This window comes from Microbulbifer zhoushanensis (assembly GCF_021729055.1).
GTDB classification, from domain to species: domain Bacteria; phylum Pseudomonadota; class Gammaproteobacteria; order Pseudomonadales; family Cellvibrionaceae; genus Microbulbifer; species Microbulbifer zhoushanensis.
Genome location: NZ_JAJSAO010000005.1, coordinates 448,841 through 462,905, shown reverse-complemented (window position 1 = coordinate 462,905; position 14,065 = coordinate 448,841). Strand labels below are relative to the sequence as shown.

The window sequence follows — 14,065 nt, the reverse complement described above, 5'->3', positions numbered from 1 at the left end:
ACTGTTCACGACTCATCGGTACCCGGGACGGTTTATGTTCGAAGACGACGATTACTCCCTGGAGACCCTGGCGGTTCGCGCCGGGCAGGTGCGCTCACCGGAGGGCGAGCACTCCGAGGCCATGTTCCTCACCTCCAGTTATGTTTTTCCCTCTGCGGCCGAGGCCGCCGCGCGTTTTTCCGGTGAATCCCCCGGCAACGTCTATTCGCGCTATACCAATCCCACCGTGCGTATGTTCGAGGAACGAATCGCCGCGCTAGAGGGCGGCGAAGCCGCGGTGGCCACTTCCAGTGGCATGGCGGCGATCCTGAGCCTGTGTATGGCACTGCTGAAAAGCGGTGACAAGGTGATCTGCTCGCGCAGCGTATTCGGCACCACCACGGCACTGTTTACCCGCTACATGCAAAAATTCGGCGTGCGCGTGGCATTTGTCGATCTCACCGATATGCAGGCCTGGCGCGAGGCGCTGGACGGCGATACGAAGCTGTTGTTTATGGAGACGCCGTCCAACCCCCTGTGCGAGGTGGCGGACATCCGCGAGCTGGCGGAGCTGGCCCACAGCGCCGGCGCCCAGCTGGTGGTGGATAACTGTTTCTGTACCCCGGCACTGCAGCGCCCCCTGGAGCTGGGTGCGGACATCGTGGTGCATTCCGCCACCAAGTACCTGGATGGGCAGGGCCGCTGCGTCGGCGGCGTCGCCGTGGGCAGCAAGGAAGTCATGGACGAACTGGTGATCTTCCTGCGCACCGCCGGCCCCAGCATGAGTCCATTCAATGCCTGGGTATTCCTGAAGGGCCTGGAAACGCTGGGTCTGCGCATGCAGGCGCATTCCAACAACGCGCTGGCGCTGGCCTGGTGGCTGGACGAGCAGGATGCGGTGGAAAAGGTAAATTACACCGGCCTGCCCAAGCACCCGGGTCACCTGCTGGCAGCCAGCCAGCAGCGCGCCTTCGGCGGTGTGCTGAGCTTCCGCCTGCGCGGTGGTCGGGAAGAGGCCTGGAAGGTGATCGATGCCTGCCGGATCTTTTCTGTTACCGCCAACCTCGGTGATGCCAAGAGCACCATCGTGCACCCGGCCACCACCACCCATGGCCGTCTCAGTGAAGAGGACAAGGCCCGCGCCGGGATTACCGAGAACCTGATCCGGGTCTCGGTGGGCCTGGAGAATGTCGACGACTTGCAGCGCGACCTGGCCCGCGGCCTGGCGACGCTGGCGTAACTGGCACTGCCGCAAGAGGGCGGCGGCGCCATTTGTGCGTTGTCGCGCAGAGTCGCGCAGGCATCAACCTATCATTACAGGTTGTTGCCATCGAAAGTCCTGTGCCCCGCGCTGTAAAGCGGCTGGCGGGATCGGCGGGGATGCCCGCCACATGTAGAAAAACCGAGCTGTAATGGATTAGCCGTGCAAAAAATCATTTCCGCAGTCGTCGCCGATATCGGCAAGGTGTTACTGGGCAAGGACCACCAGGTAAAACTGGCCCTGGCCTGCCTGCTCTCCCGCGGGCACCTGTTGATCGAGGACCTGCCCGGCATGGGCAAAACCACCCTGGCCCATGCCCTGGCGCAGGCACTGGGCCTGTCCTACAAGCGGGTGCAGTTCACCAGCGACATGCTGCCGGCGGATATTGTCGGGGTTTCGATCTTTGAGCGCGACAGCGGCAGTTTCCGTTTCCACGAGGGGCCGGTATTCAGCCAGCTGTTGCTGGCCGACGAAATCAACCGCGCCTCGCCCAAGACCCAGAGCGCCCTGCTGGAGGCCATGGAGGAGCGCCAGGTGAGTGTCGATGGCGAGACCCGCCCATTGCCACAGCCGTTCTTCGTCATCGCCACCCAGAACCCCATGCACCAGTCCGGTACTTTTAGCCTGCCGGAGTCCCAGCTGGATCGTTTCCTGATGCGTATCAGCCTGGGCTACCCGACCCGCGAGGCGGAACGGGCCCTGTTCCAGGGCGTGGATCCCCGCGAGCAGCTGCGGCAGCTGCGGCCGCGGCTGGACCGGGCCGGGCTGGCGAAGCTGCAGGCACTGGTGGGGCAGGTTAAAGCCTCGGCCAGCCTGCTCGATTATCTCGAGCGGCTGGTACTGCACACGCGCCAGAGCCAGGAGTGCCCGGTGGGACTGTCGCCGCGCGGGGCGCTGGCGCTATTGCATGCGGCGCGGGCCTGGGCGCTGATTCACGCCCGTGGGCATGTGGTGCCTGAGGATATCCAGGCAGTGCTGCCGGCAGTGGCGGGACACCGCCTGCAAAGTGAAAGTGGTGACGGCGCGCAACTGGTGGAGCGCCTGATTCGCCAGGTCGACGTCATCGCGGCCTGACCGGCATGGCAATTCCCCCCAACGCGCAGGGCGATACGACCGGTTCCTGGCGCAGGCGCTGGCGCCTGCTGATGTCCGACTGGCTGGACCGGCGTGCGCCGCCAGCCTCGCAGGTAGTGCTGGACCACCGACGGCTGTTTATCCTGCCCACCCGCGCCGGGCTGGCGTTCCTGCTGGTAATCGTCCTGTTGTGGCTGCTGGCCACCAACTACGAGAACAACCTGGTGTTCGCCCTCGCATTCCTGCTCGCCAGCCTGTTCGCAGTGCTGCCGCTGCATACCTTTGCCAACCTGGCCGGCCTGGAGATTCGCCTGCTGGATACCGGCACCGCGTATGCCGGGGACTTTGCCACCGCACGACTGGCGGCGGCACGGGGCAAACAGCGCCCGGGAGAGCATATTTCCATCGGCTGGCGGGAGTCCGAGCCGGTAACCCTGCAACTGGAAGCGGGACAGGAAACCGAGGTGGAGATCACCCTGCCGGTGGTGCGTCGCGGCCTGGTGCGCGCACCCCGCCTGCTAATCGAGAGCCGTTTCCCGCTGGGACTGTTCCGTTGCTGGAGCTGGGTCGACCTGGATGTTGAGTTCCTGGTCTACCCCCAGCCGAAACCGGCCGGCCCCCTGCCGCTGGGTGAGTCACTGGCAGAAGGGGAGGCGGAGCAGAAGCGCCGCGGTGGCGATGATTTTTCCGGGTTGCGTCCCTACCAGCCCGGCCACTCGTTGCGCCAGGTGGCCTGGAAGCAGTTTGCTGCAGGCCGCGACCTGCACAGCAAGGATCATGAGACCGGTGTGGACAGCCGCCTGTGGCTGGACTGGGACCTGCTCGGGGGCCGGGATGTGGAGACCCGGCTGAGTAACCTGTGTCACTGGGTGCTGGAGGCAGACCGCCAGCAGCTGGCTTATGGCCTGCGACTGCCCGGCCGTGTGATAGAGCCCGGTGGCGGCGATGTCCACCGTCGGCAGCTGCTGGCGGCATTGGCGCGCTTTCCGGTGCAGGGGGTCTGATGGCTTATTCCGGACGACTACCGCGCGAAAGCCTGTTGTGGATATTTGCGGCACAGTTCGCCGTCCTGTTGCCGCACTTCGCGCGCCTGCCACTGTGGATTGTCGCTGGCTGGGTACTGGCGGCCTGGTGGCGGGCCGAGGTTTCCCGCGGGCGCCGAGAGCTGCCGGGCAGAATGATCAAGCTGGTGGCAGTTGCCTTGGTGGTCGGCGGCCTGGTGTTGTCCTACGGGCATTGGTTTGCGCTGGAGCCCATGGTGGCGCTGCTGGCCGTATCGTTTACCCTCAAGAACCTGGAACTGGTAACCCGGCGGGATGCGTTCCTCAGCCTGTTGCTGGCGTATTTTGTCGCCGCGACCCTGTTTATTTTCGACCAGGGAATTCCTCACGCCATATACGGGGTGCTGGCGGTCCTGGTGGTCACCGCCGCGCTGGTGGCGCAGGCGGGGGCGGGCAGTGCGGGGCCGCGGCGTGCGCTCGGGTTGTCTGCGCGCCTGCTGGCGCAGTCAGTACCCCTGATGCTGCTGTTGTTCCTGGTCATACCGCGCCTGGGGCCGCTGTGGGCGGTGCCGCAGGAGGATGCCTCCGCCACCACCGGGGTTTCGGACAGTATGTCGCCGGGGGACTTCGCCAACCTGTCCAAATCCGACAAGCCGGCGCTGCGGATTACCTTTGACGGGCCGGTGCCGCCACCGGAACAGCGCTACTGGCGCGGCCTGGTGTATGCCGATTTCGATGGACGTCGCTGGAGCCAGGGCTTTGGTGTGGACCCCCGCGAGGGCGGCCAGGTGTTCTGGCGCGATAATGAGGTGGCATTACCCGAGGTCGGTCCCCGTTACCGCTACCAGGTGATCCAGGAACCCACCCGCAGCCAGTGGTTGTTCGCCATGGCGCGCCCGCACTCCGCTACCGACGGGGTGGGGGAGACCCGCGACGATCGCCTGGTGCGGTCGGAGCCGGTGTTCAGTCGCCTTGCCTACGAGGTGCGTTCCTGGCCACGTGACAGCATCAATGAAGTGACGCCAATGGGTGATTTTGACCGGCGGCGCAACCTGCAGCTGCCGGACGGCGGAAATCCCCGTGCCCGGGAGTGGGCCGCTCGCCTGCGGGCGCAGGGACTGTCACCCAGCGAAACCTCCGACGCGGTGCTGTCGTTCTTCAATCAGCAATTTACCTATACCCTCGCGCCACCTTCACTGGGTGCGGATACCGTCGATGGATTCCTCTACGATACCCAGCGGGGCTTCTGTGAGCACTTTGCCGGCAGCTATGTGTTCATGATGCGCGCCGCGGGCATTCCGGCGCGTGTAGTGGCCGGCTACCAGGGCGGTGAGTGGGTCGAGGGGGAAGAGTACCTGCTGGTGCGCCAGTACGACGCCCATGCCTGGGCCGAGATCTGGACCGGTGAGCGCGGCTGGCAGCGGGTGGATCCCACTGCCGCAGTGGCGCCGGAGCGGGTACGCAATGGCCTGCAGACAGCCGCGGCGGATGAGTTTATGCGCGATGCGCTGGTGCCCTTACACCGCTTCCCGGTCCTGAAGCGGTTGCAGTTGCAGTGGGATATGATCAATTACCGCTGGTACCGCACGGTGGTGGGCTTTGACAGCCAGCGCCAGCAGGACCTGCTGCGCGAGCTGCTGGGCCAGGTTACCAGTGCGCGCCTGGCACTGCTGGTGGCGCTGCCCGCGGTGGGGGCGCTGCTGGGTATCTGGGCCTGGTTGTGGTTCAGTGGGCGAGGTCGCAGGGCACCGCCCGCGGCCCGGCTCTACCGGCGATTCTGTCGCCGGCTGGCCCGCTACGGTGTGGAGCGCCGCCCGGGGGAGGCACCGGCGGACTTCGCCGCCCGGGTAGGGCGGGAGTTACCGCACCTGGGCCCAATGGCGCGGAGTATCACCACGGCCTACCAGCGGGCCGCCTATGCTGACGACCCGGCCGCGCTGGTACAGTTGCGCCGCCTGTTACGCGGTTTCTGGCCGCGATTGCGTCGTGGACCGGCCCCGGGGCAGGGGTGAGGTAAACCATGTTCGGATTCAAATAATGTCGTTGATCAGCTTGCCGGCCAGGTTACACGCGTTCCTGGCAGGGTACGGATGTACGTCACTGGCCACCGGGCTGCAGGTAATCCTGTTGCCCTGGATCGCGGTGGCGGTGGTGGAGCTTCCGGCACTGCACCTGGGCTGGGTACAGGCCTCGGTGCTGCTGCCCAACCTGCTGTTCCTGCTGCTGGGCGGAGTACTGGCGGATCGCCGCGATGCGGCCTCGGTGGCGGCCATCGCCTGCCTGGGGCTGGCGGCCTGCCACGGCGCCCTGCTGTGGTATTTCAGCCTGCGACTGCCAGACCTGGCGGTGCTGTTGCTCTACGGTGTGGGCCTGGGGGTGTGCACGGCTTTCCTGCAACCGGCGCGGGATAACCTGGTGCAGCGCAGCGCCCACAATGACACCGCGCCGGTTTCCCACGACCGGGTGCAGGCCACGGTAACCTGGATGATGCTGGCCCAGTATGGCGGCCAGGCGGTGGGAATGCTGTTCGCCAGCCGTTTTGACCAGTGGGGCGTCGTCCCCCTGCTGTCCCTGCAGATCGGGGTGCTGCTGGTGGCCGCTGCGCTGCTGTATTCCCTGCGTTTTCGCACCTCGGCACGGCCCTTCGAGCGGGTGCTGCCACTGGCACTGATCCGCGAGGGCGTTGAGGAGGCGTGGCGCAGCCCGGCCCTGCGCGAACTGATCGCACTGGTGGCCTTCAATGGCTTTGTCCATATCGGTGTGTTCCTGGTGGTACTGCCCCTGCTGGCGGCTGACTACGGTCGCGGTGCCAGCTATTACGCCACCCTGCAGCTGGCGTTTGTGGCCGGCACGGTGCTGGCGACCATCGTGATGTTGCGGCGGGGACAGGGTGATGCGCCGGGGCGGGGCATCCTGATGTGCCTGCTCTACAGCGCGGTGTTGCTCGTGGGGATCAGCATCGGCCCCACGGCCATCGGCCTGCTGTTGTTATGTCTCTGCTGGGGCGCGGTGGCGGCCGCCTCGGCCGCCCTGGGGCGGGCCATTGTACAGCTGCTGGCACCGGCCGAGGTGCGCAGCCGGATTATTTCCATCTACCAGCTGGCCCTGTTCGGCAGCGCCGCCCTGGGCGCCCTGGGCGCGGGAACCCTGAGCGAGTATGCGGCGCCACTGACCACGCTGCTGTGGGCGGGCATCCTCAGTTTTGTCGCCTTCGCCCTGGCTGCCCTGAACGGTTCCCTGCGCCGCCTGCGGGTATCTGCCGATACCGTGCGCTAGCGGCAGCTAAGGCCCCGGGGGTTGCTACCAGCGGTTGGTAATCCATAGCGTCTGGTAGGGCGCCAGGGTCACCGTATCCAGCATATTGTCAAACACCTGGTCACTGATCAGGTCTTTCCAGACATCGGTGCCGATCAGGTTGATGCTCGACAGGTTAATGGTCTGCTCGGTGTCGGAAATATTGTTGATACAGAAAATGCTCTGGCGGCGGTCCATGCTCTGGCGCCAGAAGGCGAAGAGCTGCTCCCCCAGGTGCAGGGTGAACTGGGTGGCATTGGGGTGGAACGCCGGCTGGTCGCGTCGGATTTTGATCAGCCGGCGCAGGTGGTTGAAGACCTGGTGGTGCTTGGATTCCGGATCCGCAAGTTCCCGGTTCAGGTCTTCTTCCCGCCACTGCCGCCGGTTGATGGCGCGGTTGTGGCCATGCTCCTCGACGCGCTGGTAGTCGTTGGTGCTGCCCACCAGGCTGTGCAGGTAAAAGGCCGGGATTCCCTCCAGGGCCAGCATGATGGCGTGGGCACAGACGAAACGCTCCAGCTGCAGGCCATCCTCACCGGCGGTGGTGCCGCGCATGGCGTCGAACAGCGAGATGTTGATCTCGTAGGGCTTGCGGTTACCGTCATCCAGTGCACGCCAGGAAATCTTGCCGCCGAAGTTCTCCATGGTCTGGATCAGAACCTCCTGCTCTTCCTCGCTCAGCAGCCCCTCTACCGGTCGCAGGCCAATGCCGTCGTGTGAGGCGATGAAGTTCAGGTAGGTGGTGCCGTTCTGTGCCGGCGGCATACTCATCAGCCAGTTCTTCAGGTGATGGTTGTTGCCTGATACCAGGGTATTGACCAGCAATGGCGGCAGGGAGAAGTTGTAGATGCAGTGCGCCTCGTTGGCATTGCCGAAATAGGACAGGTTCTCGCGGTTGGGAATATTGGTTTCGGTGATGATGACCGCATTCGGGTCCGCGTGTTCGATCAGGGTTCGCAGGAGCCGCACGATCTCATGGGTCTCCTCCAGGTTGATACAGCTGGTGCCGATTTTCTTCCACAGGAAAGCCACGGCATCCAGCCGGAAAATGCGCACACCCATATCCAGGTAGAGCCGGATGACATCAACCATTTCCAGCAATACTTCCGGGTTGCGAAAATTCAGGTCGATCTGGTCGTGCCCGAAAGTACACCAGACACAGCGCATTTCATCCCCGTTACTCACTGCCCGCAACAGCGGTGTGGTGCGTGGGCGCACGACACCGGACAGGTTCTCGTTCGGGTGTACACAGAAAAAGTATTCGCGGCCGGGGGAGATGTCTTCCTGGAAATTCTTGAACCACTGGTGCTCCGCCGAGCAGTGGTTGATGACCAGGTCGGCCATCAGGTGAAAGTCGGTACTGATGCGCAGGATATCGTTCCAGTCCCCCAGGCCCGGTTCCACCTGCTTGTAGTCGATCACCGCGAAGCCGTCGTCACTGGAGTAGGGGAAGAACGGCAGGATATGCACGCTGTTGATCAGCATGGTGAAGTGGGTCTTGAGAAAGTGGTGCAGCGTCTTTAATGGGTGCTGCCCCTTGCGCTGGATCGTATTGCCGTAAGTAATCACGACAATATCCGTCTGGTCCCACAGGTTCTTGTGGGCAATCGGTGTCTGGCATTCCTCGTCCAGGCGCATGACCTTCATCAGTCGCTGCGCCAGTGTGGCCCCGTCCTGGTCGGGATAGATGACCGCCAGGTGTTCGCAGAGTCGTTTCTGCAATACTTCGCGGATGGGCATGTCTTCAGTCAGTGCGTTCATCGGTGCTTCCCGGCCTGTTATGTTCCGTATTCCTCGTAGTCCATCTCCACCGCGGACTTCAGTTCCTGCAGGAACTCCGGTGCGGCGCTGGTGATGCGGCTCCAGCTGGGGATAAAGGGGGTCTCCATCGGGTTTTCCAGGAAGGTCTGCCCGGCCTTCATCAGGTTGCGCGCAAACAGCTCCACAGTCTGCTCCTCGCGGTGGATATCGAAATCGAGCCCGTTGATGATGGCATCGTTGCGATAGGTCTCGACAAAATCCAGCGCAATGCGGAAGTAGGTGGCCTTGATACTGCGAAAAGTCTCGGTGGAGAACACCGTGCCCTGGGTGGCCAGCTTGCGGAACAGTGACTTGGATATATCGATGGACATCTTCGACAGGCCCGCCTCCTGGTCGTCAAAGGAAACCTTCTGGTGCTTGTGGTCGTAGCGGTGGGCGATATCCACCTGGCACAGGCGGTTGGTGGAATAGTTGCGGTGCATCTCTGACAGCACACCGATTTCCAGCCCCCAGTCACTGGGAATCCGCAGGTCGTTGATCACGTCCCGGCGGAATGAGAACTCGCCGGCCAGGGCATAGCGGAAGCTGTCCATATAATCGAGGTACTCGGTGTGGCCATAGATCTTTTTCAGGGTACGGATCAGCGGCGTTACCAGCAGGCGGCAGACCCGGCCGTTGATCTTTCCCGACGCCACGCGCGAGTAATAGCCCTTGCAGAACTCGTAGTTGAAGTTGGGATTGGCGATGGGGTAGAAGAGCCGCGCCAGCAGCAGCCTGTCGTAGGTGACGATATCGCAGTCGTGCAGGGCGATGGCCTCGCCGCGGTTGGAGGCGAGGATATAGCCCAGGCAGTACCAGACATTGCGCCCCTTGCCCGCCTCCCGGGGCGCCAGGCCGCGGGCCTCCAGCTTGGCGTCCAGCTCGCGCAGGCGCGGGCCGTCATTCCACAGTACCCGCACGTGCTGGGGCAGCACACTGAACTGGCGCAGTGCGTCGCGATACTGGGCTTCGTCGGCACGGTCCAGGCCAATCACGATCTCGGACAGGTAGGGTACCTGCTTCAGCTGCTCGAGGATGGCCGGCAGGGCCTCGCCTTCCAGTTCCGAGTAGAGGGAAGGCAGCAGCAGGGACATGGGACGCTGGCGGGAGAACTCCATCAGTTCCCGTTCCATCTCGTCCTGCGTTCGGTTGGAGAGGTTGTGCAGGGTGGTAATGGAGCCGTTCTGGAAAAAGTCGGTCACGGGCGCCTCCTGTAGGGGCTGGTAGATGGCCATGCTGGTGGCCTGGGTATTCTCGTTTTCTCGCGCTGGGTCAAAGCTGTGGTGGTGCTATTTATTCCGTTCATCAGTTGGAGCGAGCAGTGGTGCGATGCACTCGTGCCAGCCCGCCGGGCCCTCCTGCTCACTGGTGAGTACCAGCCGGGATGCTGTCTCCTCCAGCTCCGGTGGCTGGCGGTGGGGGCCGCGCACAATCACGGCAATATTCGCCACCGCGAGCATATCCAGGTCGTTGGGGCTGTCCCCGGCCGCCACCAGCCCATAGTCACCCGGTTGTGCCCGGCGATAACATTCGAGCAGCTGCAGGGTTGCGCGCCCCTTGTCGGTGTCACCCAGCAGGTGCAGGAAGCGGCCACCCTCCAGGGTGGCGAGCCCGGCTTCGCGGGCACGGGCACAGAAAGCCCGTTTTTCCCGATCCGTGCCGCGCCATAGCAGCGGCTCGGAGTAGTGACGTGTCTGTGCCGCCGCAGCCTGCTGCGGCGTCAGGCCGGTGGCGTCCACGATCTCCTGCAGTGTGGCATTGGCAAAGCCCAGGTAGGGTGAGCCGTGCGTTCGTGTATCGCGGTCCAGGTAATCCAGCAGGTCCCGGCGGGGCTTGCCTGGTTCCAGCACCCAGAAGCCGGCCTCTTCGCGGGCCCCGGGCGGGGGTTCCGGGAAGTAACCGACGGGGATAAAGATGGCCGAGCCATTTTCGACAATAAACGGGTGGTGGTTGCCCAGCTCCCGCCGGATCTCGATCATCTCGTCGCGGGTCTTGCTGCTGTTGAGGATGACCGGGACTTCGCGTTGGTCCAGCTCGCGCAGCAGCCCGTCGACCGGTTCATGGGAATAGGTGAAGTGGTCCAGCAGGGTGCCGTCCAGGTCACTGACCACCAGCCAGTGCTTGTCGTGCGTTTTTTCTTGCGCCATTGCCACGTCGATCCGGATCACTCTGTTACAGCCTGTACGTAAATAGAATCCAAAAATAGTGCCAGTCTGGGATTATGAGCCAACAAAATGCCCGGCAGGCGCCATCGCGGTGCGCTGTGGCACCTGATTCCTTTTGTGTCTGGAGAGTCGCTGATCTTTACTGATCAGGTGCTGCAGTTTGGTGAAAGTCGGCCGCACACGATCAAGCGGTATGCCTTATATTGGCGCATTTTGGCCTGGATGCCGCTATTTGCACCGACTCAGTGCATAGCGACAGCCGGACCAGGTGGAGGGTGATATGGCGGGTAAGCGCAGGGGAAAAAACGATGACAAGGAGAAATGGTCGGACAGGGTAACCCGCACCAGCGATGCGCTGGACCTCCAAGAGGGTGTATTCACCCTCGATGACCCGGCCGAGATTGCCCGCTCCCTGAAACGCTCGGCAGAGGCCAGTGAGCGACGCAAGTCCGATCCCTACCGTTCTGCCATGTCGATGCTGACCTTCTATATCAACCGGGCGGGGAGCAAACTGCCGGAAGAGAGGCGGGCGGTGCTGGAACAGGCCAAGGAGGAGTTGCGTCGGGTGTTTGGCCGCGAGTGACCGGCCGTCGCGCCTATGTGCAGGCTGTGGCAAGGAAAATCACAGATTATCCTTATCCGCCGCAGTGAAATGCGCCGTCTGGTCCGAATATGCTTTCATAAACGCGGGCCGGTCGACAGCGCGCGCGACATAGTCACGGCAGGCAGGGAATCCAGCGAGCCCGTCGAACCTGGCCACAAGACGCAGTACATCCGCCATGGCTATATCGGCGACCGAGAAGGTGCCGGCCAGCCATTCGCACCCTGCCAGCACCTGTTCCATATGCCGGAGCCGCGCATCGAGGAACCCATCCAGGTGTTTCCGTCCCGGCGTTTCAGTGTTGTCACCGGAAAAAATGAATATTGACCACGGCAGGCTGGCCGCCTCAACCGAGTTGAGCGCAGCGAATAGCCATTTAATCACCTCGCTGCGGGCGCCTGGCTCAGTTGGCATTAGCGTGTCACTGTGCTCTCCCAGATGGAACAGGATCGCGCCACTCTCGAAAATTGAGGTCTCGCCGATGGTCAGCCAGGGCACCTGCCCGAAAGGCTGGTTCGAGAAATGCCCGGTATCCCTTGCACGAAAGGGCACACTCTCAACACGGTATGGCAAGCCGGCTTCTTCCAGTGCCCAGCGCACGCGAATGTCACGCACGTATCCCCTGGGCATATCGGGGACCCAGTCGAAAGTGGTGAGGATCAGTTCGGTCATTGGGTATCTCCTTTTGCGAACCCCTCTATCCAGAGCGCTCTGGTACCGCAGGAGAAGTTGAAAACGCCGTGTACCGGGGCAGATTATTCAGGTGCCTCGTACAGGTTAAAAGCTATTCAAATGCAATGTCCAGTCAGGGCTGGAGTTCGAACGGGGCCACCTTTGTGCCCTGGTGGTAAACCATCTTCCAGGATCCGTTCTCCAGTCTCCATATGGATGTTCTGTATGAGAAAGTCCCGGTATCACTTCCTGCCTTCTTGATAAAAGCCCTGTGCACTGTTTGTGTGACGCCATCCCCAAGAATACGAAACTCCCTGTCCTGCGTTTGTGCAGACCAATCGGCATCCTGCGGCAGTTGCTCGAGAAGCTCTGCGAGCCCAAAGCAGGCACCGCTGGCGCCGATCTCCCTGAAGTCGCCAGAAATCAATTCCCTTAATTTCGTGCGAGATCGTCGTACGGAAGTATTCAGTAAAGATTTTTCCTTGCTGATGATCTCTTCCTGGAGGGACATGTGCCTGGAACCTGGTTGTTCGGGGTGCCCAACCGGTGTCAGTGAAGTTTGCCCCCAGCTTCCCGCACCGAGAGCGGACCCCCGCAACCCGAAAATAGAGTTATTGGTTCTACGCATATAGCGAACCGCTAGAGCCAGTGTGTCGGGCTAGGACTTCTGCCGGCTGGTATCGTGAAACTGCCACAGTACGTTGATGATTTTCCAGTCGCCGGCTCTGGTCTTGTACAGGTGCATGTAATCGATCCACTCATCTACTGTGAGCTTTACTGAGGCCGTCCTCTGGTCAATATCAAAAATCTCGATTTCGACTTTCGGTTCCTCGGGAAACCGGTCACCGTCCTTGTTGTAGGCCGCCGCCAGCTCCAGCATGTCCTCGTAATCCGTCTCTAGGATGAACTCCTTGCCCTTGTCGTCCAGCCAGTAGGTTCTCTTGGCCAGGTCCCTGTCGAGCCCTCTCTTTGCCAGGCCCGGCTGAACCTTGTGCTGTGACTCGATATAGTCCAGTACGGCTCTCCTGATACTCTCCTCATCGGTGGGCGTGCCTGCGTGGGAAACTGCTGACACCATGAAAGTCAGGGTCAAAAGTACCAATACCTTGAACATAAAAATCCCTTTCAGTGTAAAAAGTTTTTCTTTGATACAGGGAGGGCCCTGTCATTATTCCCGGGCCCTTCACTCGGGCTTACGGCCGTGTTCAGGGGCAGTCCTCGCCACGAATAAATTGTATCTAGCCATAAATGGCCGGCGATGGCTATGACCGGGTGGCGGGTGCAGGAGTGCCGTGGGAGCAGGTTCGCATTATCCGGGTAGGGCCTGCGGGCACGAGGACGCGTTGGTGTCGGGGAGCGGGTGGCTTGGCGGGAGGTCAGGGTGCGGGGAACCGCAGCCGGGCCCTTCCTGAGGAGGGGCCGGCGGTTGTGGCCGGCCCCTCCCAGCGGGGAGGTTTACAGGGACTGCACCCAGGTGCCGTCCGGGCGGCGGCAGGCGGAGCCCTGGGTTACCACCGGCTCGCCGGAGCCCATCACCTCGGCGGTGAAGGGGCGGCAGTAGCTGTCGCCGCGCTGGTGGACCGGGCCCGGGGTGACCGCGTAGCGTTCATTGCCCTGCTGGCTGTCCCAGGTGATGCGTTCGCCCTCGGGAGCGAATTCCAGTGCCTGGGCCACGCAGGCCTGGTTGCGCTGGTCCATGCGCTCGCCGATCTTGCCGCCGATCAGTACGCCGGCAATGGCGCCGCCGATGGTGGCGGCTGTCCTGCCGCGGCCGTCACCGATCTGGTTACCGATCACGCCGCCGACTATGCCGCCCAGTACGCTGCCCACTTTATCGCTGTTGCAGCGGGTCGCGGTGGCCTGCGGTGCGGGGCGCCATTCCGGGCGGTACTCCGGTTCCGGCGCGCGCTGGTCGAACCAAGGCGGCAATACGGCCACGGCGACGCGGTCATGGTGGTGGTCGTCGTAGTAACGGTCGCCGCGGCACTTGCGCTCTTCCTTGTAGTCGCCGTCGCGCTCCCATTTGCGCTCCACCTTGCAGTTGCCGTCCCAGTACTCTTCCTTGCGGACATAGTGCTCGTGTTTGTGCTTGTGCTTGTGGTGCTTCTTCCAACCGCGGCCCTCCGGTGGCTCGGCGAATACGGCAGCGGAAAGGCTGCCGCACAGGATCAGGGAAGTCATTATCGCGAGCTTTTTCATGGGCCCCTCGTTGCTTGAA

Annotated in this window: 13 protein-coding genes; 6 read left to right on the top strand and 7 right to left on the bottom strand. The window is 62.8% G+C overall.

Annotated features, from left to right (window positions below; all coding sequences use genetic code 11):
- Positions 1–34 precede the first annotated feature (34 nt).
- The 5 genes from LVD10_RS12895 (at position 35) to LVD10_RS12875 (ending at position 6,591) form a co-directional block, all read left to right on the top strand.
- Positions 35–1,219, top strand: a complete 1,185-nt coding sequence (locus LVD10_RS12895; protein WP_237063900.1) for an O-succinylhomoserine sulfhydrylase — start codon at positions 35–37, stop codon at positions 1,217–1,219.
- Positions 1,220–1,402: 183 nt separating this feature from the next.
- Positions 1,403–2,314, top strand: a complete 912-nt coding sequence (locus LVD10_RS12890; protein WP_232941469.1) for an AAA family ATPase — start codon at positions 1,403–1,405, stop codon at positions 2,312–2,314.
- Positions 2,315–2,319: 5 nt separating this feature from the next.
- A complete protein-coding gene (locus tag LVD10_RS12885; protein WP_232941470.1) occupies positions 2,320–3,318 on the top strand; it encodes a DUF58 domain-containing protein in 999 nt (332 codons plus the stop codon).
- A complete protein-coding gene (locus LVD10_RS12880; protein ID WP_237063898.1) occupies positions 3,318–5,327 on the top strand; it encodes a transglutaminase TgpA family protein in 2,010 nt (669 codons plus the stop codon). Before LVD10_RS12885 ends, LVD10_RS12880 begins: the two co-directional genes overlap by 1 nt.
- A 25-nt stretch (positions 5,328–5,352) precedes the next feature.
- On the top strand, positions 5,353–6,591 hold the full coding sequence (locus LVD10_RS12875) for an MFS transporter (protein ID WP_232941472.1): 1,239 nt from the start codon (positions 5,353–5,355) through the stop codon (positions 6,589–6,591).
- Between the two features lie 24 nt (positions 6,592–6,615).
- Here LVD10_RS12875 and LVD10_RS12870 read toward each other — a convergent pair whose 3' ends face one another.
- The 3 genes from LVD10_RS12870 to LVD10_RS12860 form a co-directional block, all read right to left on the bottom strand.
- The gene (locus LVD10_RS12870) at positions 6,616–8,370 is read right to left on the bottom strand and encodes a sugar phosphorylase (protein WP_237063896.1); all 1,755 of its coding nucleotides are present in this window, start codon (positions 8,368–8,370) and stop codon (positions 6,616–6,618) included.
- 17 nt (positions 8,371–8,387) lie between these two features.
- Positions 8,388–9,611: a glycosyltransferase family protein gene (locus LVD10_RS12865; RefSeq protein WP_232941474.1), complete on the bottom strand. Its 1,224-nt coding sequence runs from the start codon at positions 9,609–9,611 to the stop codon at positions 8,388–8,390.
- Between the two features lie 87 nt (positions 9,612–9,698).
- Positions 9,699–10,556: an HAD-IIB family hydrolase gene (locus tag LVD10_RS12860; protein ID WP_237063894.1), complete on the bottom strand. Its 858-nt coding sequence runs from the start codon at positions 10,554–10,556 to the stop codon at positions 9,699–9,701.
- A 298-nt stretch (positions 10,557–10,854) separates the two neighbouring features.
- On the opposite strand from LVD10_RS12860, the gene LVD10_RS12855 reads away from it, so the two are divergent.
- On the top strand, positions 10,855–11,157 hold the full coding sequence (locus LVD10_RS12855) for a DUF3175 domain-containing protein (RefSeq protein ID WP_237063892.1): 303 nt from the start codon (positions 10,855–10,857) through the stop codon (positions 11,155–11,157).
- Positions 11,158–11,196: 39 nt separating this feature from the next.
- Here the strand turns inward: LVD10_RS12855 and LVD10_RS12850 are convergent, their stop codons facing one another.
- The 4 genes from LVD10_RS12850 to LVD10_RS12835 form a co-directional block, all read right to left on the bottom strand.
- Positions 11,197–11,847: a glutathione S-transferase family protein gene (locus LVD10_RS12850; protein ID WP_237063889.1), complete on the bottom strand. Its 651-nt coding sequence runs from the start codon at positions 11,845–11,847 to the stop codon at positions 11,197–11,199.
- A gap of 133 nt (positions 11,848–11,980) precedes the next feature.
- Positions 11,981–12,358, bottom strand: a complete 378-nt coding sequence (locus LVD10_RS12845) for a nuclear transport factor 2 family protein (RefSeq protein ID WP_232941478.1) — start codon at positions 12,356–12,358, stop codon at positions 11,981–11,983.
- Positions 12,359–12,505: 147 nt separating this feature from the next.
- A complete protein-coding gene (locus LVD10_RS12840; protein WP_232941479.1) occupies positions 12,506–12,961 on the bottom strand; it encodes a nuclear transport factor 2 family protein in 456 nt (151 codons plus the stop codon).
- A 341-nt stretch (positions 12,962–13,302) separates the two neighbouring features.
- Positions 13,303–14,046 carry an RT0821/Lpp0805 family surface protein gene (locus LVD10_RS12835; RefSeq protein WP_232941480.1) on the bottom strand — a complete coding sequence of 248 codons (744 nt, stop codon included), beginning with the start codon at positions 14,044–14,046 and terminating at the stop codon, positions 13,303–13,305.
- Between the last annotated feature and the right edge of the window lie 19 nt (positions 14,047–14,065).